Genomic DNA, 24034 nt, shown 5'->3' with positions numbered 1-24034 from the left:
TAGCCCCGTCTACGAGGGTGTGACCAGCCTCGCCTCGTAGGCGAACACGGCCGCCTGCGTACGGTCCCTCAGCCCCAGCTTCACGAGGACCCTGCTGACATGCGTCTTGATGGTCGACTCCGCGACGACCAGGTGGGAGGCGATCTCGGCGTTCGACAGGCCCTGCGCGATCAGCACCAGGACCTCCGTCTCGCGCTCCGTCAGATCGGCGACCTGGGTCATCGCGGCCGGGCGCGGCGTCTGCGAGAGCTTGGAGAACTCGGTGATCAGCCGGCGGGTGACGGTCGGTGCGAGCAGCGCCTCGCCGGCCGCCACCACGCGTACACCGTCCGCGAGCTGCCGGGCGGAGGCGTCCTTCAGCAGGAAACCGGAGGCCCCGGCGCGCAGCGCCTGGTACACGTACTCGTCCAGGTCGAAGGTGGTGAGCACCAGCACCCTGGAACCGGCGTGCGCGGCGACGATCTCGCGGGTCGCCTCGATGCCGTTCAGCTCGGGCATGCGGATGTCCATCAGGACCACGTCCGGCGCGAGCTCCGCGACCTTCGTGACCGCCTCACGACCGTTGACGGCCTCGCCGACGACCTCGATGTCGGGCATGGCGTTCAGCAGGACCGAGAAGCCCTCGCGGACCATGATCTGGTCGTCGACGATGAGGACGCGAATCGTCATGAGGTCTCCTCGGCAGGCGTGGCGGGGGTGGCGGCGACCGGGATGAAGGCGGTGACCTCGTACCCGCCGTCCTCGGTGGGCGCGGCGGTCATCTCTCCGCTGAGCATGGTCACACGTTCCCGCATGCCGGTGATGCCGTGACCCGCGCCGATCGACGAGGACGGGCGCAACCCTCCCTGAGAGGCGGTGGCCCGTTGGCCGGCGGGCTTGACCAGCCCCTGCGGCGCGGTGTTGACGACCCGCAGTCCCAGACCGCCCAGCACGTAGGAGACCTCGACCTTGGCGGTCGAACCGGGGGCGTGGCGAAGCGCGTTGCTCAGCGCCTCCTGGATGATCCGGTACGCCGACAGCTCCACGCCCTGCGGCAGCTCCCGCACCGCGCCGGTGATGGTCTTCTCGGTCTCCAGACCGGCTTCGCGGACGTTGGCGAGCAGGTTCTCGAGGTCGGCCAGGACCGGCTGCGGCGCGTCGGGGGCCTGGTAGTCCTCCGCCCGTACGACACCGAGGATGCGGCGCAGTTCGGTGAGCGCGGCGACCGCGTTCTCGCGGATCGTGGCGAACGCCTTCTCCAGCTCCTCCGGCGGGTTCTCCACCCGGTAGGGGGCGGCCTCGGCCTGGATGGCGACGACCGACATGTGGTGGGCGACCACGTCGTGCAGCTCGCGGGCGATGGTGGTGCGCTCCTCCAGCAGGGTCCGCCGGTCGCGCTCGGTGGCGGTGACGGTCTGCTGGGCGGCGACCTCCTGATCGGCCCTGCGGCGGATCAGGAACATGCTCACGATCAGCAGGGACACGGCAGAGGCGAAGATCATGCCGGGAGCGACGCCGCCCAGACCGCGCTGGAACACGGTGTCGGCGAACAGCCCGTACGCGGCGCTGATCAGCCACATCCAGGCCGCTGTGCGCGGCCGGGTGCGTGCCGCCACCACGGTCATCACGGTGAGGTGGCCCAGGAACCCTGCGGGCGCCCACGGCCAGTCCCCGAAGCCTGCCATCACGCTCACGAACGGTGTGCTGATCATCGACACCCACCAGGCGCCGACCGGCCTGACCAGCGTCATCACGACGGCGATGGCGGGCACGAAGCCACCGAGCAGCAGAGACAGGCCACCGTCGTCGTCGGCGTAGGCGATGACCACCGTGAGGAACGCGATGAAGAGGACCACAGCGTGCGGCAGCCACACCGCGCCCCGGCGTATCCGCTCGCCCGGCAGCCGGCGGACCAGTGGCCCGTCGGATCGCAGCGGCGGCAGCGGCCGGTAGGCGAACGCGTCGTGGAAGAGGTCCTGGCGGAGGCCGCTGAGCGCCCCTTGGGCCAGGTCGTATTCGGGGCTGCGGGTCTTCTCGGTCACAGTGAAGACGGTAAGCGGGCAGGACCGTCCGGGGCGTCAGCATCGCTGCGGATCCTGCGGGGTCCCCCCTGAGTACTACCTGGCCGGGCCGGGTTTCGGTGTCCGGACCGCCTGCGGCGAGCCGGACCTGTCCCGCCGGGCGTACGCGGCCGGTCCCGTACGCGACGGCCGCGGCCCGGGTGCGGTCGCGGATCCCCGTCACCAGGCCAGTTGGGCGATCTCCTCCGCCACCACCGCGCAGGCGTCGGCCGCCGGGTCGATCAGCGGGAAGTGCCCGACCTCCTCCAGCAGCGTCCATCCGACGGTCTCGCCCGCCCTCGCCGCGGCATCGACGTACGCCTCGGAGACGGCCTGCGGCACGACGATGTCCGTACGGCCCTGCACCACGACGGTGGCGATGCCGGTCGGCAGCAGCGCCGCCGGGTCGGCGTGCGCGGCCCGTTCCTCGTACTGCGCCTCGCCGCCCAGCAGTTGGCGCACGGCACCGCCGCACACGCCGAGCTCGACGGCGGTGCCGAAGTCCGCGATCGGTGCGAGCGCGACGACGCCCCGGAACGCGGGCGGCGCGGTCTGCCGCCACGGCGAGCCGACCGGCAGCACATGCCGGGAGGCCGCCCACAGCGCCAGCTGACCCCCCGCGGAGTGGCCGGTCACCACGATCCGCCGCGGGTCCGCCTGCGGCAGGGCCTTCCGTGCCAGGTCCGGCAGGGCGTCCATCGCCGCGGCCACGTCGTCGAGCGTCTCCGGCCAGCGCCCGGCGACAGGGCCGGCTTCACCGCGCTGCTGCGGGATCTCCCGGCCACGGCGGTACTCGACATTGGCTACGGCGAGCCCGCGGCGCGCCAGGAAATCGGCGAACGGGGTCACATGTCCCCGGTCGTACGGTGCCCGCCACGCCCCTCCGTGCAGTACGACCACCAACGGGGCGGTGGCGTGCCCGGTGCGGGGCGCGTAGAAGTCGACGACCTGGTCGGGATGATCCCCGTACGCGGCGGAGGCGTCCGGCGCGACGGCGGGGTGCGACATCGCCGACGCTTCCTCGGCGGCGTCACGGGCGACGGGGTCCGGCATGTGCTGCTCCAACAGTCCCGCGGGGGTGGCCTGTTCCACCTGACCAGCGCGGACGCTACCAGCCTCCTGGCCGGTCCGGGTGGTGTGGCGTCCGGGTGCGGGTCCCGGGCGTTGCCCGGCCCTGCGCCTCCCGGGCGTTGCCCGGCCCTGCGCGTCCCGGGCGGGGCCGGTCCAGTGGCGTGGTGTCCGGGTGCCGCCGCGGCTCGCGGGTTCAGGGGTAGAGGCCGGCCCGGAAGGTGAAGGAGACCAGTTGGGCTCGGTCGCGGGCGCCGACTTTGGTCATGGCTCGAACCGCATGCGTCTTCACGGTGAACGGTGACACGGACATCTGGGCCGCGATCTCGTCGTTGCCGAGACCGCTCGCGACGAGGACGACCACGTCCCGCTCCCTCGGTGTGAGGGCGCTGAAGCGTCGCAGCAGTTCCTTGTCGATCACCGGCGGCGGGCTGTCGGTCATGTGACCGATGAGCGCGGCCGTCGCGGCGGCCGACAGCGCACCCCCGCCGTTCACGACCTCGGTGATTCCGGCGACGAGTTCGGCGGGGCTCACGGTCTTGCTCAGGAAGCCGTTGGCGCCCGCGCGCAGCGCGGCGAGGACGATGTCGTCCTGGTCGAACGTGGTCAGCACGATCACCCGCGTCTCCTCGGGCGGATGCTCCGCGCGGATCCGGCGGGTGGCCTCGACGCCGTCGATGCCGGGCATCCGGATGTCCATCAGCACCAGGTCGACGGGGTGGTCCCGGAGGAAGGGGACGACCTGGAGTCCGTCGGAGAGGTCCCCGGCGACGACGAGCTCCGGGTCGAGCCGAAGCATCGCCCGGATCCCTGCCCGGATCTCGTCCTGGTCGTCGACGATCAGAATCCGTGTCATCGGACAACAGCTCCCAGCGGGCTGAACTCCGCCCGGACCCGGAATCGCCCGTCGTGGCTGTCGATCGTCAGCCGCCCGTTGGACGACTCGACGCGCTCGCGCATCCCCACGAGTCCGAGCCCGCTGCCCGCGTCGGAGCCGCGGAGCGCATCACCGACGCGGTTCTCCACGGTGACGCGGATCCTGCCGTCGTGCTCACGGACATCCACCGTCGCCGTCCCCTCCCCGTGCCGGTAGGCGTTCGTGAGCGCTTCCTGAACGACCCGGTAGACCGTCACGCCGACGCTCGGCTCCACGAAGCCGGCCGGAACGTCGATGGAGGCCCGGACGTCCAGGCCGATGCTCTCGAAAGAGGCGATGAGTGCTTCCAGGCCGCTGAGCGCCGGGGTCGGCCGGAGCGCCTCGTCGCCGGAGACGTCGTCCCCGAGGCGGAGGAGCGAGAGGATGCGCTGCGTCTCGACGACGACGGTACGGGCGCTGGACCTGGCCGAGACGAGGGCCTGCCGGGAGGACTCGGCGTCCTCGGGCAGCCCGATCTCCGCCGCACCGAGGTGCAGGCTCAGCATCGCGACCTGGTGGCCGATGACGTCGTGGAGGTCCCGGGCGATACGGAGACGCTCCTCGGTCACTCGACGGGTGGCCTCGATCTCGCGGGTGGCGATGGCGGTCTCGGCCCGTTCCTCCAGGGTCCACCAGTGCTCCCGGTGGATGCGGAGCGCGGCTCCCGTCGCGCCTCCCGCCATGGCCGAGAAGAGGGCCGCGGCTCCCACGACCGCACCGCCGCGGAATCCTCCGACCGTCATGAACGCGCCCAGGAAGAACGCCGCCACGATGCCGGTCCCCACCAGCGGCTGCTTTCCCCTGAGAGTGACGGAGAACAGCACGAGCACGGCCATCATCCACACCGACAGGGGGTCGTGGCCCACGGCCGTGACGGCGAAGGACGCCGCACTCGTCACGACCAGCCCCGCCCACGGCTTCCACCACGAGAGGGCGACGCCGCCACCGGCGAGGAGTACGGAGAGGGCCGTCGGCCAGTCCGCCCCGCGCGCTGTCGCCGCCACGATCTGCCCGGCGAACACCAGCGCAGCCGTCGAACAGGCGACCCGGTGCAGCACCTCGGGGCGGCGGACCCACAGCGGCGCCGCGGGCCCGTCCTGACTGCTCCGCGCCTTGGCCATGAACCGATTCTCGTTCACGAGCGCGGCGGCCGTGTACTTCGAACGAAGTAGACGACCGAGCTGTCCCGGTCGACGGGGGCAGCAGCACGCGTTCGGTCGAAGGTGAACGGCAGAAGTACTTCGTTCGAAGTACGCGGCCCCTCCCGATGCCGCTGAGACTCCTCGGCGAGGCGACCGTCTCGCACCGTCACGATCACAACGGGACACCCGATGACTCAGACCACCGCAACTTCGACCGCTCCGGCCACCGCCACCGCCACGGCCACGGCCACGGCCTCCGGACTCCGATCGCTCCACCTGATCCGAGTCGCCTTCTCGCTGATCTGGGTGGCACTCGTCTTCACGACCTCCGCCTCGCTCGTGTCGGCGGACAAGCCCACGACGATCGCGGCCGTGCTGCTCGTCGTCTACCCCCTGTGGGACGTCGTCGCCACGCTCATCGAGCGTCGCACGGCCGGAACCGGCTCCTCGAGCAGCGTCAGCACCCTCAACATCGGTCTCGGTCTCGCCGCCACCGCCGGGATGATCGCCGCCGTCCTCACCACCGTCGCGACGGCCCTTCTCGTGTTCGGCGTCTGGGCCCTCCTTTCCGGAGCGATCCAGCTCGTCGTGGCGATCCGGCGCCGGCGCACCGTCGGCGCCCAGTGGCCCATGGTCATCAGCGGCGGACAGTCCGTACTCGCCGGTGCCACCATCGCCGCCACGTCCGCCTCGGCGACGAGCAACCTGTCCACCGTGGCCGGATACTCGGCGTTCGGTGCCTTCTGGTTCCTCGTCTCCGTTGTCGCGCTGAGCATCCGCAGCCGACGCGCGACGCGTTGACCGGCGTCGTCGGTGTCACCGCCGCTCCCGGCCGGCCGGGGGTCCCGGGGACGCGCAAGCTCCCGGGACCCCGGCCAGGAGCTACGCGGAGAGGATGTCCGCCAGGACCCGCGCCGCTCGCTCCGTGTCGGCGAAGCCGACGTACAGCGGCGTGAAACCGAACCGCAGCACGTCCGGGCGGCGCAGGTCGCCCACGACGCCACGGGCGATCAGTTCCTCCATCACCCGCGGAGCGCCCTCGCAGCGCAGAGCGACCTGGCTGCCGCGACAGGTGTGCTCCGCGGGGGTCAGGGAGGTGACCCGCCCTGCGGGGACGTACGCCTCGACGCACTCCAGGAAGAAGTCCGTCAGGGCCAGGCTCTTGGCCCGTACCGCCTCGATCGAGATCCCGTCCCAGACGTCCAGCGCGGCCTCGAGGGCCAGCATGGACAGGATGTCGGGTGTGCCGACCCGGCCGCGGGTCGACCCGGAGGCCGCCTCGTACCCGGAGGTCATCGCGAACGGGTCCGCGTGGGACGTCCAGCCGGGCAGGGGCGAGTCGAACGCGGCCTGATGCCGTTCGGCGACGTACAGGTACGCCGGCGAACCGGGGCCGCCGTTCAGGTACTTGTAGGTGCAGCCGACCGCCAGGTCGACCCCGTGCGCGTCGAGCCCGACCGGAAGGGCGCCGGCACTGTGGCACAGGTCCCAGACCGCGAGGGCGCCCGCGTCGTGGAGGGCGGCGGTCAGGCGGGGCAGGTCGTGGAGCCGGCCGGAGCGGTAGTCGACATGGTTGACGAGCGCCACCGCCGTGGTCGGTCCGAGAGCCGACGGCAGGTCGGACGGGTCGACGGGGACGATCCGGCGGCCGGTCATGCGCGCGGCCGACTCGGCTATGTAGCCGTCCGTCGGGAACGTCGTCGCGTCCACCAGGACGTCCGTGCGCGCCGGGTCGTCGACGAGCCGTACCGCGCCCACGACGGCCTTGAAGACGTTGACGCTCGTGGAGTCGCCGACCACGATCTGTCCCGGCGCCGCGCCCACAAGAGGCGCGATCCGGTCTCCGACGCGCTCGGGCGCGGTCCACCAGTCGCCCTCGGTCCAGGAGCGGATGCGCAGCTGCCCCCACTGCCGGTTCACCACGTCGGCGACCCGGTCGGGGACGTGCGCGGGCAGTGCGCCCAGCGAGTTGCCGTCGAGGTAGACCGCGTCGTCGAGGGTGAACAGCTTGCGCGCACCGGCGAGTTCGTCTGCGGCGTCGAGCGCCGCGGCCCGCTGGGCCAGGGACTCAGACATGGCTGCGCGCCGTCCACAGCTCGGGGAAGACGTTCTTGCGGGCGCGCTTCTCGAGCCAGGAGACTCCGGCGGAGCCACCCGTACCGACCTTGGATCCCATGGCCCGCCGGGTCGCCACCAGGTGGTCGTTGCGCCATCGCCAGACCAGCTCTCCGACGTCGGTGAGCGCCTCGCCGAGCCGGACCAGCTCGGTGTCCTGGTCACCCGAGTACACCTCGGCCCAGACCCGCTCGACCTGCTCGGACGGCTCGTACTTCTGCGACAGGTCACGCTCCAGCACCTCGGCCGGCACCGCGTACCCGCGGCGCGCGAGGAGCCGCAGCACCTCGTCGTAGAGGCTCGGCTCGTGCAGCGCCTTCTCCAGTTCGGCGTGGACACGCGGTGCGCCACGGTGCGGCACGAGCATGGACGCGGACTTGTCGCCGAGCATGAACTCCATCCGCCGGTACATCGCCGACTGGAATCCGGAGCCCTCGCCGAGGGCGTCACGGTAGGAGTTGAACTGCGCGGGTGTCAGGTTGGCGAGGGGCTTCCAGGAGGCGTTGAGGGCCTCCAGCTCGCGTCCCGACCGCTTCAGGGCCTCCATCGCCACGGGGATCCGGTCCTCGCGCAGGGCGCGTGCGGCGGTCTCCCACTCGTGGACGACGACGGTGAACCACAGCTCCATGACCTGGGTGGTGACCAGGAAGACCATCTCGCCCGGGTCGTCCGACCGCGGATGCTGGAGGTGGGTGAGGACGTCCGCCTGGACGTAGTCCTCGTACGGTGTGGTGCCCGCGAAGTCCAGATTCGGGGCGGCGTCATGTGACATCGCTGTCTCCTCGACGATCCGGGTAGCGGTCCGCCCCTTCCTGTTCCGGTGTGGGCCCCGGTCCCCACCGGCATCATAAACAGAACCTCATACGGACGGACCGGTGAGACAGGTCGTCGTAGGCAACCGGCCTGAAGACGGCCCGCACGCCGCACCCACGGGGGCGAGGAGGGCCGGCGACGCGCAGGGGCGTGTCCGGGACGTAAGGCGACGTGAGCCCAGGCAGGCGCAGGTTCGCCGAAAGCAGTCCGGGACATGCCCCGGAGCGGCATCCGGACGCCAGGCGGCACGGACCGGGCTCCGCCCGGGACACGCGATACCGGGCCGCGCCCGCGACACGCGATACCGGGCCCCGCCCGCGACACGCGATACCGGGCCCCGCCCGGGACACGCGAGAAAACCGGGCCGCGCCCGCGAGCGCGGCCCGGTCGGGATCAGCGCAGCGTCTCCGCCGCCGTCTCGGACGACTCACGCAGGAAGGTCGTGCAGCGCTCGTGCTCGTCCTTCTCGCCGATCGCGCCGGCCGCGCGGGCCAGCGCGTTCAGCGCGCGCAGGAAACCGCGGTTGGGCTCGTGCTCCCACGGCACGGGGCCGTGGCCCTTCCAGCCGCTGCGGCGCAGGGCGTCGAGACCGCGGTGGTACCCGGTGCGGGCGTAGGCGTACGACTCGACGACCCGGCCGTCCTCGAAGGCGTCGTCGGCGAGCTGTGCCCAGGCCAGCGAGCTGGTCGGGTACTGGGCCGCGACGTCGGCGGCGGCGGTTTTGCCGGCCAGCAGCTCACGCGGGCCGGGCTCGTCGGGCAGGTGGGTCGGGGGCGGGCCCCCGAGCAGGTTCTCGTGGATCGACATGGCCCCCAGTCTCACAGGTCGGGCACCGCTCCGGGGCGTCAGGGGCGGGGGTGTTCGGTCGCGGTCGGCGGCTCGAGCGGCGGGGACGTCACGCCGCAGTTGACCTTGCACTCCGGGTGGCAGCGGCCCGCGTCGCCGGGTCGGCGCACCGTCCACCACGCGAGCAGCGAACCGGCCACCAGCACGCCCGCGCACAGCGGGATCGCCCGCCGGTACGTCTCCCCGAATTCGGCCGCCGAGCGGTACGCCTCCGGCCCCATGCCCGCGAGCAGGGGCAGCGCCGCCACCGCGATGAGACCGGCCGCCCGTGCCGCCGCGTTGTTGATGCCGCTGGCGACGCCCGCCCGGCCGGTCTCCACGGACGCCAGCACGGTCGCGGTCAGGGGCGCGACGAGGGTGACCATGCCGAGGCCCATCACCAGCAGCGCGGGCAGCACGTCGGACAGGTACGACGGGTCCTCGCCGACCCGTAGCGTCAGCAGGATGCCGGCGGCGCACAGCAGCGGCCCGACGGTGAGCGGGATGCGGGGGCCGATGCGTTCGCCCAGCTCGCCCGAGCGCGCGGACAGCAGCAGCATCAGGACGGTCGTCGGCAGCAGGGCCGTACCGGCGCCGAGGGCCGAGTAGCCGGACACGACCTGGAGCTGGAGGGCGATGAGGAAGAAGAACCCGCCGAAGGCGGCGTAGACGCAGACCGTCACCACGTTGACGGCGGTGAACTGGCGGGAGGCGAAGATCGACAGGGGCAGCATCGGTTCGGGCGTCCGGCGTTCGACGAGGACGAAGGCCACGCCCAGCGCCGCGCCCGCCGGCCCGGCCCACGGTGCCTCGCCGATGAGCGCGTACGTCACGAGGCCGAGGGCCGCCGCGCCGAGCACCGCTCCCAGTGCGTCGAAGCGGCCGGTGGCCCTGGGGTCCCGGGACTCCGGAACGTGCCGCAGCGCCACCGGCACGCACAGCACGGCGAGCGGCACGTTGAGCAGGAAAACCCAGCGCCAGCCCGGGCCGTCGACCAGCCAGCCGCCGACGAACGGGCCGATCGCGGCTCCGACGCCGCCCAGGCCCGACCACAGACCCACCGCGCGGGAGCGGTCGTCGGGGTGGAAGCTCGCCTGGATCAGGGCCAGTGATCCAGGCGTGAGCAGGGCGCCGCCGATGCCCTGGAGAGCGCGGGCGGCGACCAGCACGCCCCCGTTCGGTGCGAGGCCGCACAGCAGGGAGCCGACGGCGAACCAGACCACGCCCAGTACGAAGACGCGGCGGCGTCCGTAGCGGTCGCCGAGCGCCCCTCCGAGCAGGATCAGCGCCGCGAGCGTCAGCATGTACGCGTTGACGGTCCACTGGAGGACCGACAGGTCGGCGTCGAGGTCCCTGCCGATCCGGGGCAGCGCGACGTTGACGACGGTCGAGTCGAGAAGTGCCATCCCGGATCCGAGGACGGTCGTCAGGACCACCCAGCGGCCGGTGGCCGACGACAGTCTGAGGCCCCCGGGGCGGGGGTCGGCGCCGGGGCCGTACCGCCCGGCGGCCCGCTCCTGCCGGACGGCCTCCTCGACCGGTTCGTCGCGCTCGTCGTCCGGGCGATTGGCCATACGAGGATCATCCCAGCCCGGCCGCGGCGGGACGAGTGGGCGCGAGCAGAGGCCCTGGACGGCTCCGGCCGGCGGATCGGACGGGACGGCCGGACGAAGCGGCCGGACGGGAACGGCTCGGGCGGGGAGAGCTCACACGGGCCGACGCGGACGACTCCGGCGCAGGCGTGCTCAGACAGGACGGCTCGGACGGAACAGCTCAGACAAGGCGGTGAAGCGCTGCGACGAGCGCGTCCGCACCGCGTTCCGCCTTGCTGCGCGGGCAGCCGACGTTGAGGCGGACGAAGCCCGCGCTCCCGTACGTCGTACCCGGCATGATCGCGACCTTCTCCCGTTCGACCAGCTCCCGTTGAAGTGCGGCGTCGTCGATCCGTATGCCCACGCCGAGCGGGCGCAGGTCGATCCAGGCGAGGTATCCGGCCTGCGGCGGTTCCCAGCCGAGTTGCGGGAAGGCGGCCCCGAGCCGGTCGGCGAGCATGCGCAGATTGCCGGCCACGTAGGTCCGCAGTTCGTCCAGCCAGGGCCCGCCCTCGCGGTACGCGGCGATGTGCGCGGTGAGCGAGAGCACGGCGGGCGAGGCCAGCCCCTCACCGGTCTCCATCCGGCGCAGGAACTCCGCGTGGTCGTCCGGGTCGCCGATGATGCCGTACGAGCCGCTCAGCGCGGGGAAGTTGAACGTCTTGGTGCCGGACGTGACGAGTGCCCAGCGGCCGGTGCCGTACCGGGTCCAGGGCAGGTGGACTCCGCCGCCGTGCACGAAGTCGGCGTGGATCTCGTCGCTGATGACGGCGACGCCGTGCCGGGCGGCCAGCTCGGCGGTCCTCGTCAGCTCGTCGTGCGTCCACACCCTGCCGGTGGGGTTGTGGGGTGAGCAGAGCACGAGGACCTTGCTGTCGTGCCGGGCGAGCTGCCGCTCCAGCGCTTCCCCGTCGCCGACGGGCACCCCGCGCAGTTCACGCCCGAGGCCCTTCACCGCCTTGATGAAGCCGTCGTACGTCGGGGTGTGGACGACGACACCGTCGCCGGGCTCCGTCCACATCCGGAGCAGCTGGGAGAGCTGGTTGAGCACGGAGGGCGCGTACACGACGCGATCGGTGTCGACACGGGTGCCGTACCGGACGGCGAACCAGTCGCGGACGGCGGAGAGGAAGTCCTCGTGGCGCCAGTCGGTGTAGCCGAAGACGCCGTGCGCGACTCGTTCCCGCAGCGCGTCCAGGACCACGGGCGGGGACGTGAAGTCCATGTCGGAGATGGTGAAGGGGAGCAGGCCGTCGGCGCCGAACCGGTCGGCGACACCGTCCCACTGCACGCACCAGGTGCCCCGCCGGTCTGTGACGGCATCGAAGTCAAAGGTCATATCGAACCCTCCCGGTGTCGGACACACCGCGGGCCCGGCGCCCCGGAAAGGGATGCCGGGCCCGCGGTGGCGGCAGACGTCTACTTGATCCTGGTGCCGGTGGAGCGCAGGGCCGCACAGGCCTCCGTGACGCGGGTGGCCATGCCGGCCTCGGCCAGCTTGCCCCAGGTGCGGGGGTCGTAGGTCTTCTTCGAGCCGACCTCGCCGTCGACCTTCAGAACACCGTCGTAGTTCTTGAACATGTGGTCCGCGACGGGGCGCGTGAAGGCGTACTGGGTGTCGGTGTCGAGGTTCATCTTCACGACGCCGTTCTCCAGCGCGGTGGCGATCTCCTCGGCGGTGGAGCCGGAGCCGCCGTGGAAGACGAAGTCGAACGGGTCGGCCTTGCCGTACTTGGCGGAGACACCGGCCTGCAGGTCCTTCAGCAGTTCGGGGCGGAGCACGACGTTGCCCGGCTTGTAGACGCCGTGCACGTTGCCGAAGGAGGCGGCCAGCAGGTAGCGGCCCTTCTCGCCCAGGCCGAGGGCCTCCGCGGTGCGCAGCGCGTCGTCGACGGTGGTGTAGAGCTCGTCGTTGATCTCGTGGGTGACGCCGTCCTCCTCGCCACCGGTCGGGGTGATCTCGACCTCGAGGATGATCTTGGCGGCGGCGGCCTGCGCGAGCAGCTCCTGCCCGATGGTGAGGTTGTCGGCGAGGGTCTCGGCCGAACCGTCCCACATGTGGGACTGGAACAGCGGGTTGCGGCCGGCCTTCACACGCTCGGCGGAGACCTCGATCAGCGGACGTACATAGCCGTCCAGCTTGTCCTTCGGGCAGTGGTCGGTGTGGAGGGCGACGGTGATGTCGTACTTGGCTGCGACGATGTGCGCGAACTCGGCCAGGGCGACGGCGCCGGTGACCATGTCCTTGCTGTGCTGACCACCCAGGAACTCGGCTCCGCCGGTGGAAATCTGGATGATGCCGTCGCTCTCGGCCTCCGCGAAACCACGCAGGGCAGCGTGCAGGGTCTGGGACGAGGTCACGTTGATGGCGGGGTAGGCAAACTTGCCTGCCTTCGCCCGGTCGAGCATCTCGTTGTAGACCTCGGGAGTCGCGATGGGCATGTGTCCGCTCCTTGTGATGTGCGGGTGTGTGGTGCTGGGCCCTGACCTTGGGCGACGTCATCGTCGCGGCCTATCTTTCCAGACTCCCGTCCGGGCACCAGCATGCCTGTCCTGCGGATATGCGACAGGGGCGTCCTGTTTCACGTGAAACAGAACGCCCCATGGCGTACGTGCAGGTCAGCCCTTGATCAGGCGAGACCGAGCTCGTCGAGCGAGTATGCGTTGACGTACGGGAGGCCCGCCTCGGCGATCTTGGGGGCGGCACCGCGCTCCACGATGACCGCGACCGCGACGACCTCGCCGCCGGCTTCCCGGACCGCCTCGACGGCGGTCAGCGGGGAGCCGCCGGTGGTCGACACGTCCTCCACGACCAGGCAGCGGCGTCCCTTCACGTCCGTGCCCTCGATGCGACGCTGCATGCCGTGCGCCTTGCCCGCCTTGCGGACGACATAGGCGTCCAGCCGCTTGCCGCGCGCCGCGGAGGCGTGCAGCATCGACGTCGCGACGGGGTCGGCCCCCAGCGTCAGGCCGCCCACGCAGTCGTAGTCCAGGTCGGCGGTGGCGTCCAGCATCACCTGGCCGACCATCGGCGCCGCCTCGCCGTCCAGCGTGATCCGGCGCAGGTCGATGTACCAGTCGGCCTCGATGCCCGAGGAGAGGGTCACCTTGCCGTGCACCACGGCCTTGTCCTTGATCTGCTGAAGCAGCTCAGCACGCACGTCAGTCATGCCCATGAGCTTAAAGCCGCCGCCAGCTCCAGGTTGTCGCGATCTCCAGCGGCTCGATCGGCGTGACGAACTCGGGGTGGGTGTTGAGACCGTTCGGCGGCCCGGACTGCGGCTCCACGCAGACCGCCTCCGCCTGCTCGTCGTAAATCACCACCCACTCCGCCGGGCTCTTGACCTTCAGCTCCAGCTCACCGGGCCAGGTCAGAGTCACGTCGACCCCGTCGGGCATGCCGAAGCAGTCGTCCCACGGGCCCGGCAGCGGTGTGATGCGCTTGCCCGTCGGCAGGTGGTCCGCACCGCGTTCCTCCTGCCACTCGGGCGTGAAGTCGATCCGTACGTCCGCGCCGCCGGCCCCGAGGTTGCGAAGGAACCAGGGGTGCCAGCCGGCCTGCGCGGGGAACGACGTCCCGTAGGTCTCCACACCCATCCGGATGGTGACCGAGTCGTCCGCCAGCGCGAACGTCTGCGTGACGCGCCCGGTGTACGGCCACGGGTCGCTCAGGTCGTAGGTGAAGTGCGCCTCGCCGTCACCCGCCCGCGCGATGCTCCAGGCGGTGTCACGACCGGTGCCGTGGATGGCGTGCGGCGCGGCGTTCAGTGGCAGCCGGTGGTGCACATCGCCGTTGCTGAACTCGCCGTCCCGTGTGCGGCCGCACCACGGGACCATGGGGAACGAGCCGTACCGCTCGCCCTGGCGCAGCAGCTCCGTACCGCCGACACGCAGGCTCGCGATGCGGCAGCCGATCGTAGGATCCACGGTCAACTCGACGTCACCGGCGGCCAGCCGGATGCTCTTTTCGCTACTCACACCCCGACATTACGGCGTGTCACTTACGGCGGCGCAACGCCCTGCCGACCACGACCGCCGATGCCAGCGCGAGGGCGGCCGCGGGTGCGAGCCAACGCAGAGTCGCGCCGGCGGAGCCCGCCTGGGGTGCGGGAGTGGGCGCGTAACGCCCGCGCGGCGGGGCGTGGTCCACTTCCTCGGCGCTGCGGCCGATCATGGTGCGCCGGGCGTGGGCGGCCTCCGCCGGCACCGCGCCCGGCAGGCCGGAGAGGTCGTCGAGCGCCTCGATGCCGTCGAAGTCGTCCGCGCCGTCGAGTCCGTCCACACCGTCGAGGTCCTCGAACTCGTCGTCGGCGTCAGGTCCGAGCGAGGGCGGTGGCACGGGCGCGTCGAAGACGGAACCGCCGTCGGCGTCGGTCGCCTCGGCTCCGGCACGGTCGTGGGGTGCGCCGGACGGGTCGGAGTCGGCGGCGGGGGGCCGCGAGTCGTCATCCGACCGGTCGGCGCCGTTGTCCGCGGCGGGCCGGGGCTGCCCTGCCCGGTCGTCGGCCGCCGGGTCCTCACCGGCCTCAGGGCCCTCGCCGGTGGCCGGGTCCTCCGGTGCCGCGGCCGCGGCACCCGCGGTGGCGGCGCCGGTACGGTCGGCTCCTTCGGAGCGCTGCGGGCGACCCGCCTCGTCGAAGGCGGCCGCGGCCAGTGCCTCCGCGAAACGGTCGAGGAGCCGGTGCGCCGCCGAGGTCTTCGCCCCGGTCGCCAGGTCGGCCAGTCGGCCCTCCGCACGCGAGGAGCCGGTGAACGTCACCGTGGTGCCGCCGTCGGTCGGCGCGGGACGGATCATCAGCGTCACCTTCACGGAACCTGTGCCGCGGGCCTCCGCACCGTCGCCCTCGACCGCGAAGGCGCCGCCCCGCTCGTCGGCCTGCTCCGTGATGTGCAGGGCGCCGCGGTACGTGATGGTGTGGCCGGCGACCCTGACCTTGAGCCGCCCCGCGAGGGGCCCGGCGGCCTCGTCCGCGTCCTGTTGGAGTCCGGGGACGCAGCGGGCGACCCGGGCGGGGTCCCTCAGCACCCGTCGGAGGGTCTCGGTCGGTACCGGAACGAACACCTCATGCTCCATGGGAGTCGAGCCTACTCAGCACGGCCCGCCGCGTCTGCCTTTCCGCGCGTGCCGGGCGCGTACCCGGCGTCTGCCCGCGGGCGTCCGGCGCGCGCGGAGTCCCGCACCGGGGTCCCGCACCGGGGTTTCGCACCGGTCCCGCACCGGGGTCCGCGGACGTGGTCCTCAGTCCGCGTAGCGCGGGTGGACCAGGGTCGACGGCGCCAGTCCGGGCAACCGGGTGCGCTGGGCGGCGAGCGCGTCCTGCCGGAAGGTGTCGGCCGCCTCCGAGCGCAGCCGCGGCACGTCCGCCCCGAGCCCGAGGTGCGGTGTGTGGTCCGTGGCCGCGAGCAGCAGCCCCCAGTCGGTACCGGCGGCCACGGTGGGGTCGAACCGCTCCGGGCCGCTCGCCGCGCCCGACGCGGCACCGCGCACCCGGTACGCGACGGTGGTGAACCCGGCGGCGCGCAGCGTCGCGTCGACGGTCCAGTACGTCCGCGGCCGCGCGGTCGGCCCGGCGTGGACGACGAGCCTCCCTCCGTCGGCCAGCGTCCGCCGGGCGAGCCCGTAGAACTCGAGCGAGTAGAGCTTGGTGCTCGCGGTGATGCCCGGGTCGGGCAGGTCGGAGATGATCACGTCGTAGTCACCGCGGTGCTCTCGGAGCCAGGAGAAGGCGTCAGCCGTGACGACCCGCAGCCGGGGGTCGTCGTAGGCACGGTCGTTCAGCGCGGTGAGAGCGGGATCGGTACGGGCGAGCCGGACGACTCCCGGGTCGAGTTCGACGACGGTCAGCGCGCGGACGTCCCCGTGGCGCAGCACCTCGCGGGCCGCCAGCCCGTCGCCGCCGCCGAGGATCAGGACGCGGTCGTGCCGTCCGAGCATGGCGGGGTGGACGAGCGCCTCGTGGTAGCGGTGCTCGTCATGGCCCCTGACCTTCAGCCGCCCGTTGAGGAACAGGTCGGGCGGCTGCCGCGGCCCGCCGGTGAGCACGACCTCCTGGACCCCGGTGCGCACGGCGACCCGCACGTCGGGGCCGTAGACCGCCCGGCGTGCCGCGCGCTCGAACTCGTCGACCATCACGGTGGCGCCCGCCAGCAGCGCCAGCACCAGCGCGTTGACGACCAGCAGCCGGACCCGCCAGCGCGGCGTGAGGTCCCGGCGGAACAGCCACAGCACCAGTGCCCCGCCCGCCACCGCGTTGACCCCGCCGGTCACCAGCGCTCCCGTGAGCTCGCCGAGCCAGGGCAGCAGCAGGAACGGGAAGGCCAGCCCGCCGACGAGGGCTCCCACGTAGTCCGCGGCGAACAGGTCTGCGACGGTGCCTTCGGCGTCCCGCCGCGAGATGCGCTGGATCAGCGACATCAGCAGCGGTATCTCCGCACCGATCAGAACCCCGATGGTCAGGCTGAAGCCCACCAGGGCGACCCTGGAGTCGCCGATCCACGCGAAGGACGCGTACAGCACCAAGGCCGACAGGCCGCCGACGAGCGCCAGCGCCGCTTCGAGAAGTCCGAAGCCGACGACCGCGTGGCAGCGCAGCCGTTTGGCGAGGAGCGATCCGATGCCCATCGCGAAGACCATCACCGACAGGACGACGGACGCCTGGGTGACCGAGTCCCCGATCAGATACGTGGCGAGCGCGACCAGTTCGAGCTCGTAGACCAGACCGCAAGCGGCACACACGAAGACCGCCGCCAGCACGAGATGACGGCCGGCCTCCGGGCGTACGGGCAGCGGCACCCGGCCCGTGGGCGGCGAGGTCTGCGGCCGGTCGATCATCCACGTAACGCTACGTCACGAGGAGTTGGCTGTTTGTCACCCACACGAGTCGACTACATCCCGGACCGCTCGATGTCCCGCCCGAGGCGACGCCCCGGGCCGTACTCGGGGCGGTGATCGGGGCGGTGATCGGGGCGAGCAACAGGCGACGCGTGGGCCGGGACGCCAACCCTCGTACGGGTGACCACGAGACGGCCCTCCTGCGGGTACGCGTGCCAGGTGCGCCACCGCACCTGACCCTCGCCGCCCTGCGCCACCATCGCGGTGAACGCGTGCGGAGAGCCGGGGAACGTGCCGGCCAGACCGTGCGGATGGTCGGCCACGAGGGCGAGCAACTCCTGGGCGCGGCCCGCGAACGAGCGCTGCGAGAGCGTCTCGACGCGAGCGGCGAATTCGTACTCCCGGTCGCCGAGCCGCTTGGCCACGCCCAGTGGCAGCGGCGTGCTGCTGCCGGGCATGCAGGCGACGGTCTCCGAACAGGTGCCCTGCTCCTCTTCGAGCAGCACCTGGTGGGACGCGCCCAGCAGTCTCAACTGGATTTTCGCGCCCGAGAGTTCGAGGTCGAGGACGGCGAGGGCTGGGAGCGGCTCCCGACCCAGCGCCCAGGCGAGGTCGTCGGCACGGGTGTCGGTGTAGGCGGTATCGATGATCGTGAGCATGGGTCGGCTCCGCAAGCGCGCTTCGGCTGGGTGGACGCGTGGACCTGGGCGCTCCGGAAACGGATCGCAGGACGTGTGGGGGGTGGCCTGCTCGGGTCCACGAGAGGTCCGAGGGCTGGATGGATCCAACAGGTTCCGACATTGAGCGAATCACGAAGTGGATGATGCCCACAGCGTTTTTACCCAACTTGACGTGGTTTCCATCCACTCGGGGGCAGGGGGTTCAACTGTTCAACGGAAAACGCGGCGTGAAGTCAACACACCAGCCGGACTTTTTACGGCGGAAGCGCCAACAGAGGCGTGCCCGGCGGGAGTTGGCCGCTTTTCGGCACACCCACCGGGCACATTCACCCGCGGACCAGCTGCCCCTGTCAGCTGCCTCCGCCGCATCCGCCCCCGCCGCCGCCACAGGACGAGCTGCTGCCGCAGGAGGACGAACCGGCGCAACCCCCCGAGTTGCCGCCGCCGGCCCACCAGCCCCCGCCCGACGCGCTCCCCGCGGCGCCGCGCCGCCTGCCCCTGCGGTTCCGGCCGGACGCCACCACCGTGAAGACCACGACGAGCAGTACCCCGATCAGTACGAATCCGAGAACCGTCATCTTTCCCACCGTCCTTCTCGTTCCCCCGCGACGCCGCGTGACCGCTTCTCGTGCCGCATGCCGGACGCTTGCCGGCGTGGCAGGGAGATGCCCCTGGCCGCGCGGAGCCAAAGCAGACTTGAGCAACTCCAGAGGTTGCGCGCAGGATGGCCGCCATGACGACGGACACGGCACGCGACGAGAGCCCACGACCGCTGCTCAACCGCAGGCTCGCGGAGTTCGGGACCACGATCTTCGCGGAGATGTCGGCGCTGGCCCTGCGCACCGGCTCGATCAACCTCGGCCAGGGTTTCCCGGACACCGACGGCCCCGAGGAGGTCAGGGAGGCGGCGGTGCGGGCGCTGCGCGACGGTCGCGGAAACCAGTACCCGCCCGGCCCCGGCGTCCCTGAGCTGCGCAGCGCGATCGCGGAGCACCAGCGGCGCTTCCACGGCCTCACCTGCGACCCCGACACCGAGGTCCTGGTCACGGCCGGTGCCACGGAGGCGATCGCCGCCGCCCTGCTCGCGCTCGTCGAGCCCGGCGACGAGGTGATCGCGCTGGAGCCGTACTACGACTCGTACGCGGCGTGCATCGCGATGGCGGGCGGTGTACGGGTGCCCGTGACGCTGCGACCGCACGAGCACGCGTTCCGCCTCGACCTGGACGAGCTGCGTGACGCGGTCACCGACCGGACCCGTCTGCTCCTGATCAACACCCCGCACAACCCCACCGGCACGGTGCTGACCCGTGAGGAACTCGCGGCGATCGCGGCGCTGGCGGTCGAACGGGATCTTCTCGTGGTCACCGACGAGGTGTACGAGCACCTGGTCTTCGACGGCGAGCACGTGCCGCTGGCGTCGTTCCCCGGGATGCGCGAGCGCACGGTCACGATCTCCAGCGCCGGCAAGACGTTCTCGTTCACCGGCTGGAAGGTCGGCTGGGTGACCTCCTCGCCGGAGCTGATCACGGCGGTCCGCTCCGCCAAGCAGTTCCTGACGTACGTCTCCGCGGGCCCGTTCCAGTACGCGGTCGCCGAGGCGCTCGCCCTGCCCGGCACGTACTTCGACGGGCTCCGCGAGGACCTGCGGGCGAAGCGCGACCTGCTGAGCGAGGGATTGTCCGCGGCCGGTTTCACGGTGCACCGCCCGGCCGGCACGTACTTCGTCACCACCGACATCCGGCCGCTGGGCGAGTCGGACGGCTTCGCGTTCTGCCGGGCGCTGCCCGAGCGCTGCGGCGTGGTCGCCATCCCGAACGCGGTCTTCTACGACCACCGGGGGGAAGGCGCCCCGTTCGTGCGGTTCGCGTTCTGCAAGAGGGTGGACGTCCTCGAGGAGGCGGTGGCCCGCCTGAAGTCCCTGGCGCCCTGAGCCGGCAACCCGGGCGGACGCCAGGGCCCGGCGCCCTGAGCCGGCAACCCGGGCGGACGCCAGGGCCCGGCGGGCTCGCGGTCACGAGGATCGCGAGCCCGCCGGGCCCTTGTGCGGCTGAACGTCTCAGGCGTCGTCGGCCGGCTTCTCGTCCTCCTGGGGAGCGAGGCCGAACTGCTCCGCGAGCCACTTGTCGAACTCGATCGACGCGCGCACCCAGGAGACCGTCGACGACACGAAGTGCTCGAGGCTCACACCGGTGCCGATCAGCATCTGCGCCTCACCGATGAGGCGGATCGTCGGGAGTTCGGCGCCCTCCTCCTCGTGGAGGTGGGTGTAGACCTTCGGCCACAGGGTGCGGCGGTTCCAGTCGTCGATCGCGTCGAGGATCCTGGCCTTCTCCGTGACCGCGTGCGGACGGTCGTAGAACGTCCGCACCGAGAAGACCTGCTGCTCGCCCTCCCCGCGGAACATGAAGTAGGTGCGGAAGTCCTCCCACGGCGCCGCGAGGTCACCCTCGTCGTCGACGACGTACTTCAGCTCCATCTGCTCGAGGAGCTGCTTGACGAGATCCTGGTCGGGAACGACGGGGCCCGCCGGTCCTGCGGCCTGAGGCTTGGGCTGGCCCCCGAAATTCGGAATCGAGGACGGATCGATGGTCACCGTGTATTTCCCTTCGTACGGATGCCGCCATCCTCTCCCATGCCCGGCGGGGGCTGGCAAGCCCCGCCGCCCGCGATCCGCTGCGGGCTGACAAAGATCCGGCCGCCGGGCCCTGAGGCACCGGCGGCCGGAGCGCCGCGACGGGCCGCTACCGCGCCGCGCCGACGATCAGACCGTCCCCGAAACGGTCCACACGTACGGTGTCGCCGTCCTCGACCTCGCCCGCGAGGATCTCCTTGGCGAGGCGGTCGCCGATCGCGGTCTGGATCAGCCTGCGCAGAGGGCGGGCGCCGTACGCCGGGTCGTTGCCCTCGTCGGCGAGCCAGGCCAGTGCCTCCGGGGTGACGTCCAGGGTCAGCCGGCGGTCCGCCAGACGCCGTGCGAGGCGGCCGATCTGCAGTTCGGCGATGTGGGCCAGCTCGTCCCTGGTCAGAGCGGAGAAGACCACCAGGTCGTCGAGCCGGTTGAGGAACTCAGGCTTGAACGAGGCCCTCACCACCTCCAGGACCTGCTGCTTCCGCTGCTCGTCCGAGGTCGTCAAATCCGCCGGGCCGTGCCCGCTCAGGAACTGGCTGCCGAGGTTCGACGTCAGGATCAGGATGGTGTTGCGGAAGTCCACCGTCCTGCCCTGTCCGTCGGTCAGACGGCCGTCGTCGAGCACCTGGAGCAGGATGTCGAAGACCTCGGGGTGCGCCTTCTCGACCTCGTCCAGCAGCACCACGCTGTAAGGACGGCGGCGTACGGCCTCGGTGAGCTGGCCGCCCTCCTCGTAACCGACGTAGCCGGGAGGCGCGCCGACCAGACGGGCGACGCTGTGCTTCTCCCCGTACTCCGACATGTCGATGCGGACCATGGCCCGCTCGTCGTCGAAGAGGAAGTCCGCGAGTGCCTTCGCCAGCTCGGTCTTGCCGACACCGGTCGGGCCGAGGAAGAGGAACGACCCGGTGGGCCGGTCGGGGTCCGCGATGCCGGCCCGTGTCCGGCGCACGGCGTCGGACACGGCCTGCACGGCCTCGCTCTGTCCGATGAGCCGCCGGCCCAGTTCCTGCTCCATGCGCAGCAATTTCTGCGTCTCGCCCTCGAGGAGGCGGCCGGCCGGGATGCCGGTCCAGGAGCCGACCACGTCGGCGATGTCGTCGGGGCCGACCTCCTCCTTGACCATCGTGTCCTTGGCGGCCTCCTGCTCGGCCTCCGCCTTCGCGGCCTCGTCCAGCTCCCGCTCCAGGCCGGGGATCTCGCCGTACAGGAGCTTGGAGGCGGTGTCGAAGTCGCCGTCGCGCTGGGCCCGTTCGGCCTGGCCGCGCAGGTCGTCGAGGCGTTCCTTCAGTTCACCGACACGGTTGAGGCCCTGCTTCTCCTTCTCCCAGCGGGCGGTGAGGACGCGCAGCTCCTCCTCCTTGTCGGCGAGGTCGCGGCGCAGCTTCTCCAGCCGCTGCTTGGAGGCGGGGTCGGACTCGTTCCTGAGCGCCAGTTCCTCCATCCGCAGCCGGTCGACGGCGCGCTGCAGCTCGTCGATCTCGACGGGCGAGGAGTCGATCTCCATACGGAGCCGTGAAGCGGACTCGTCGACGAGGTCGATGGCCTTGTCGGGCAGGAAGCGGGAGGTGATGTACCGGTCGGAGAGGGTGGCGGCGGCGACCAGCGCCGAGTCGTTGATCTGCACCTTGTGGTGGGCCTCGTAGCGCCCCTTGAGGCCGCGCAGGATCGCGATGGTGTCCTCGACGGTCGGCTCCGCCACCAGCACCTGCTGGAAGCGGCGCTCGAGGGCAGGGTCCTTCTCGATCCGCTCGCGGTACTCGTCGAGGGTCGTCGCACCGACCATCCGGAGCTCGCCGCGGGCCAGCATCGGCTTGAGCATGTTGCCCGCGTCCATGGCCGAGTCGCCGCCGGCGCCCGCTCCCACGACCGTGTGCAGCTCGTCGATGAAGGTGATGATCTGGCCGTCGCTGGCCTTGATCTCGGACAGCACTGTCTTGAGGCGTTCCTCGAACTCGCCGCGGTACTTGGCGCCGGCGATCATCGCTCCGAGGTCGAGCGCGACCAGCCGCTTGTTCCGCAGGGACTCGGGGACGTCGCCCTTCACGATGCGCTGGGCGAGGCCCTCGACGACGGCGGTCTTGCCGACGCCGGGCTCGCCGATGAGCACCGGGTTGTTCTTCGTGCGCCGCGACAGCACCTGTACGACGCGGCGGATCTCCTGGTCCCGGCCGATGACCGGGTCGAGCCTGCCCTCGCGGGCCGCGGCGGTGAGGTCCGTGCCGAACTTCTCCAGCGCCTTGTACTGACCTTCCGGGTCGGGTGTGGTCACCCGGCGCCCTCCCCTTGCCTTCTCGAACGCGTCCAGCAGTTTCTTCGCACTGGCGCCCTGCTGGTTCAGCACCTCACCGGCCGCGCCGCCCTTCGCCGCGACCCCGATGAGCAGGTGCTCGGTGGACAGATAGTCGTCCCCGAGCTCCTTCGCCCGCTGCGCGGCGTCGGCGATGACGGCGAGCAGCTCGCGGTTGGGCTGCGGCGGGGCGACCGTGGAACCGGTGACGCTCGGCAGCGACGCGAGGACGCGTTCGGCACCGGACCGCACCGCGGCCTGGTCCGCCTCGACGGCGGCGAGCAGGTCGGTGATGTTCTCGGCTGCTTGATGTCCTTCGCCCTCGAGGAGGGCCAGAAGCAGATGCGCGGACGTCAGATCCGGGTGTCCTTCGGACACGGCCCGGCTGGTCGCGGCGTTGATCGCATCCCGGCTCTTGTTGGTCAGCTCTGCGTCCACGTGCGGTCTCTCCTCCTCGCTGATGGACTCATCGTCAATACTGACTCAGTCAACGTGCACAAAGTTGAGTCTATTCCACTCAGGGTGCTGCCGGACAGCCCGACGGGCCTCGGAGATAGGTTCCGCAGCATGGCCATCGACCCGCGCAACCCCGGCGCCACCTACCTCAGCTTCTGGCGCGACCGTCACATGTGCACCCTGACGACCCCGCGTCCGGACGGCACTCCCCACGTGGTCGCGGTGGGGGTCACCTACGACCCAAAGGGCGGCAGGGCACGGGTGATCACCAACAAGAACAGCCGCAAGGTCGCCAACATCCTGGCCGCGGGCCCGGAGGGGGCACGGGTGGCGGTCTGCCAGGTGGACAAGGGGCGCTGGGCGACGCTGGAGGGCGTCGCGACCATCCGCACGGAGGCGGAGGTGGTGGCGGACGCGGTGAGCCGCTACGCGGAGCGGTACGGACGCACCCCGACGCCCAATCCGGACCGGGTGGTCATCGAGATCAGGCTGACCCGCGCGATGGGCCGGGCATAACCGGGCGCGGCGACGGGGCGGGCGCGGCCGGGCACGGCGACGAGGCGGGTGCGGCCGGCCTCGACGGAAACGTTTCGGGGCAGCACAACGGCGCCATCGTGTTTCAGGTCCACGATGGCGC

22 protein-coding genes are annotated in these 24034 nt (G+C 71.6%); 3 read left to right on the top strand and 19 right to left on the bottom strand.

What is annotated here, in order from left to right:
- Positions 1-9 precede the first annotated feature (9 nt).
- From ACFYV1_RS17060 to ACFYV1_RS17040, 5 genes are all read right to left on the bottom strand, one after another.
- On the bottom strand, positions 10-669 hold the full coding sequence (locus ACFYV1_RS17060; protein WP_389396259.1) for a response regulator: 660 nt from the start codon (positions 667-669) through the stop codon (positions 10-12).
- On the bottom strand, positions 666-2021 hold the full coding sequence (locus ACFYV1_RS17055) for a sensor histidine kinase (RefSeq protein WP_389396258.1): 1356 nt from the start codon (positions 2019-2021) through the stop codon (positions 666-668). Before ACFYV1_RS17055 ends, ACFYV1_RS17060 begins: the two co-directional genes overlap by 4 nt.
- A 198-nt stretch (positions 2022-2219) precedes the next feature.
- Positions 2220-3092: an alpha/beta hydrolase gene (locus ACFYV1_RS17050; RefSeq protein WP_389396257.1), complete on the bottom strand. Its 873-nt coding sequence runs from the start codon at positions 3090-3092 to the stop codon at positions 2220-2222.
- Positions 3093-3303: 211 nt separating this feature from the next.
- Positions 3304-3963 carry a response regulator gene (locus tag ACFYV1_RS17045; protein WP_389396256.1) on the bottom strand — a complete coding sequence of 220 codons (660 nt, stop codon included), beginning with the start codon at positions 3961-3963 and terminating at the stop codon, positions 3304-3306.
- Positions 3960-5144 carry a sensor histidine kinase gene (locus ACFYV1_RS17040; RefSeq protein WP_389396255.1) on the bottom strand — a complete coding sequence of 395 codons (1185 nt, stop codon included), beginning with the start codon at positions 5142-5144 and terminating at the stop codon, positions 3960-3962. Before ACFYV1_RS17040 ends, ACFYV1_RS17045 begins: the two co-directional genes overlap by 4 nt.
- A 210-nt stretch (positions 5145-5354) precedes the next feature.
- Here ACFYV1_RS17040 and ACFYV1_RS17035 point away from each other — a divergent pair, with 210 nt between their 5' ends.
- Positions 5355-5966 carry a DUF308 domain-containing protein gene (locus tag ACFYV1_RS17035; RefSeq protein ID WP_389396254.1) on the top strand — a complete coding sequence of 204 codons (612 nt, stop codon included), beginning with the start codon at positions 5355-5357 and terminating at the stop codon, positions 5964-5966.
- Between the two features lie 81 nt (positions 5967-6047).
- Here the strand turns inward: ACFYV1_RS17035 and kynU are convergent, their stop codons facing one another.
- The 12 genes from kynU to ACFYV1_RS16975 form a co-directional block, all read right to left on the bottom strand.
- Positions 6048-7241, bottom strand: a complete 1194-nt coding sequence (kynU, locus tag ACFYV1_RS17030) for a kynureninase (RefSeq protein ID WP_389396253.1) — start codon at positions 7239-7241, stop codon at positions 6048-6050.
- Positions 7234-8052, bottom strand: coding sequence for a tryptophan 2,3-dioxygenase family protein (locus tag ACFYV1_RS17025; RefSeq protein ID WP_389396252.1), 819 nt, complete (start codon positions 8050-8052; stop codon positions 7234-7236). The genes kynU and ACFYV1_RS17025 overlap by 8 nt, the downstream gene beginning before the upstream one ends.
- Positions 8053-8486: 434 nt before the next feature.
- On the bottom strand, positions 8487-8900 hold the full coding sequence (locus ACFYV1_RS17020) for a DUF3151 domain-containing protein (protein WP_389396251.1): 414 nt from the start codon (positions 8898-8900) through the stop codon (positions 8487-8489).
- Positions 8901-8938: 38 nt separating this feature from the next.
- Positions 8939-10492 (bottom strand): MFS transporter, encoded by a 1554-nt coding sequence (locus ACFYV1_RS17015; RefSeq protein ID WP_389396250.1) that lies wholly within the window; start codon positions 10490-10492, stop codon positions 8939-8941.
- Between the two features lie 199 nt (positions 10493-10691).
- A complete protein-coding gene (locus ACFYV1_RS17010) occupies positions 10692-11849 on the bottom strand; it encodes a MalY/PatB family protein (RefSeq protein ID WP_389396249.1) in 1158 nt (385 codons plus the stop codon).
- Between the two features lie 80 nt (positions 11850-11929).
- Positions 11930-12952, bottom strand: coding sequence for a class II fructose-bisphosphate aldolase (gene fbaA, locus ACFYV1_RS17005; RefSeq protein ID WP_389396248.1), 1023 nt, complete (start codon positions 12950-12952; stop codon positions 11930-11932).
- Between the two features lie 188 nt (positions 12953-13140).
- Positions 13141-13680, bottom strand: coding sequence for an orotate phosphoribosyltransferase (pyrE, locus tag ACFYV1_RS17000; protein ID WP_356899387.1), 540 nt, complete (start codon positions 13678-13680; stop codon positions 13141-13143).
- Between the two features lie 10 nt (positions 13681-13690).
- Complete coding sequence (locus tag ACFYV1_RS16995; protein WP_389396247.1) at positions 13691-14488, bottom strand: aldose 1-epimerase; 798 nt, start codon at positions 14486-14488, stop codon at positions 13691-13693.
- 19 nt (positions 14489-14507) lie between these two features.
- Positions 14508-15584: an SRPBCC domain-containing protein gene (locus ACFYV1_RS16990; RefSeq protein WP_389396246.1), complete on the bottom strand. Its 1077-nt coding sequence runs from the start codon at positions 15582-15584 to the stop codon at positions 14508-14510.
- Positions 15585-15749: 165 nt separating this feature from the next.
- Positions 15750-17342: a polyamine aminopropyltransferase gene (locus ACFYV1_RS16985; protein WP_389396245.1), complete on the bottom strand. Its 1593-nt coding sequence runs from the start codon at positions 17340-17342 to the stop codon at positions 15750-15752.
- Positions 17343-17395: 53 nt separating this feature from the next.
- Positions 17396-18001 (bottom strand): DUF2617 family protein, encoded by a 606-nt coding sequence (locus ACFYV1_RS16980; RefSeq protein ID WP_389396244.1) that lies wholly within the window; start codon positions 17999-18001, stop codon positions 17396-17398.
- A gap of 371 nt (positions 18002-18372) precedes the next feature.
- Entirely contained in the window at positions 18373-18600 is a 228-nt protein-coding gene (locus ACFYV1_RS16975) for a hypothetical protein (protein WP_389396243.1), read from the bottom strand.
- 146 nt (positions 18601-18746) lie between these two features.
- On the opposite strand from ACFYV1_RS16975, the gene ACFYV1_RS16970 reads away from it, so the two are divergent.
- The gene (locus ACFYV1_RS16970; protein ID WP_389396242.1) at positions 18747-19952 is read left to right on the top strand and encodes a pyridoxal phosphate-dependent aminotransferase; all 1206 of its coding nucleotides are present in this window, start codon (positions 18747-18749) and stop codon (positions 19950-19952) included.
- Positions 19953-20078: 126 nt separating this feature from the next.
- On the opposite strand, the gene ACFYV1_RS16965 is transcribed toward ACFYV1_RS16970, so the two are convergent.
- Together ACFYV1_RS16965 and clpB are read right to left on the bottom strand one after the other, a co-directional pair.
- On the bottom strand, positions 20079-20615 hold the full coding sequence (locus ACFYV1_RS16965; RefSeq protein ID WP_389396241.1) for a YbjN domain-containing protein: 537 nt from the start codon (positions 20613-20615) through the stop codon (positions 20079-20081).
- A 148-nt stretch (positions 20616-20763) separates the two neighbouring features.
- Positions 20764-23379, bottom strand: coding sequence for an ATP-dependent chaperone ClpB (clpB, locus tag ACFYV1_RS16960; protein WP_389396240.1), 2616 nt, complete (start codon positions 23377-23379; stop codon positions 20764-20766).
- 129 nt (positions 23380-23508) lie between these two features.
- Between clpB and ACFYV1_RS16955 the strand changes: the two genes are divergently transcribed.
- The gene (locus ACFYV1_RS16955; protein ID WP_389396239.1) at positions 23509-23913 is read left to right on the top strand and encodes a pyridoxamine 5'-phosphate oxidase family protein; all 405 of its coding nucleotides are present in this window, start codon (positions 23509-23511) and stop codon (positions 23911-23913) included.
- Positions 23914-24034: the final 121 nt, after the last annotated feature.

The organism is Streptomyces sp. NPDC003023 (assembly GCF_042888225.1).
GTDB lineage: Bacteria > Actinomycetota > Actinomycetes > Streptomycetales > Streptomycetaceae > Streptomyces.
The sequence above is the reverse complement of the archived record's forward strand: the minus strand, read 5'-3'. Positions and strand labels throughout refer to the sequence as shown.

Bases quoted from the DNA above. Each gene is read 5' to 3' on its own strand.
- ACFYV1_RS16955 (WP_389396239.1), top strand. From the start codon at position 23,509: ATGGCCATCGACCCGCGCAACCCCGGCGCCACCTACCTCAGCTTCTGG.
- pyrE (WP_356899387.1), bottom strand. From the start codon at position 13,680: ATGACTGACGTGCGTGCTGAGCTGCTTCAGCAGATCAAGGACAAGGCC.
- ACFYV1_RS17020 (WP_389396251.1), bottom strand. From the start codon at position 8,900: ATGTCGATCCACGAGAACCTGCTCGGGGGCCCGCCCCCGACCCACCTG.
- ACFYV1_RS17060 (WP_389396259.1), bottom strand. From the start codon at position 669: ATGACGATTCGCGTCCTCATCGTCGACGACCAGATCATGGTCCGCGAG.
- ACFYV1_RS17015 (WP_389396250.1), bottom strand. From the start codon at position 10,492: ATGGCCAATCGCCCGGACGACGAGCGCGACGAACCGGTCGAGGAGGCC.
- kynU (WP_389396253.1), bottom strand. From the start codon at position 7,241: ATGTCTGAGTCCCTGGCCCAGCGGGCCGCGGCGCTCGACGCCGCAGAC.
- ACFYV1_RS17010 (WP_389396249.1), bottom strand. From the start codon at position 11,849: ATGACCTTTGACTTCGATGCCGTCACAGACCGGCGGGGCACCTGGTGC.
- ACFYV1_RS16970 (WP_389396242.1), top strand. From the start codon at position 18,747: ATGGCCGCCATGACGACGGACACGGCACGCGACGAGAGCCCACGACCG.
- ACFYV1_RS16980 (WP_389396244.1), bottom strand. From the start codon at position 18,001: ATGCTCACGATCATCGATACCGCCTACACCGACACCCGTGCCGACGAC.
- ACFYV1_RS17025 (WP_389396252.1), bottom strand. From the start codon at position 8,052: ATGTCACATGACGCCGCCCCGAATCTGGACTTCGCGGGCACCACACCG.
- ACFYV1_RS17050 (WP_389396257.1), bottom strand. From the start codon at position 3,092: ATGCCGGACCCCGTCGCCCGTGACGCCGCCGAGGAAGCGTCGGCGATG.
- ACFYV1_RS17045 (WP_389396256.1), bottom strand. From the start codon at position 3,963: ATGACACGGATTCTGATCGTCGACGACCAGGACGAGATCCGGGCAGGG.
- ACFYV1_RS16985 (WP_389396245.1), bottom strand. From the start codon at position 17,342: ATGATCGACCGGCCGCAGACCTCGCCGCCCACGGGCCGGGTGCCGCTG.
- ACFYV1_RS16975 (WP_389396243.1), bottom strand. From the start codon at position 18,600: ATGACGGTTCTCGGATTCGTACTGATCGGGGTACTGCTCGTCGTGGTC.
- ACFYV1_RS17035 (WP_389396254.1), top strand. From the start codon at position 5,355: ATGACTCAGACCACCGCAACTTCGACCGCTCCGGCCACCGCCACCGCC.
- ACFYV1_RS17040 (WP_389396255.1), bottom strand. From the start codon at position 5,144: ATGGCCAAGGCGCGGAGCAGTCAGGACGGGCCCGCGGCGCCGCTGTGG.
- ACFYV1_RS16990 (WP_389396246.1), bottom strand. From the start codon at position 15,584: ATGGAGCATGAGGTGTTCGTTCCGGTACCGACCGAGACCCTCCGACGG.
- fbaA (WP_389396248.1), bottom strand. From the start codon at position 12,952: ATGCCCATCGCGACTCCCGAGGTCTACAACGAGATGCTCGACCGGGCG.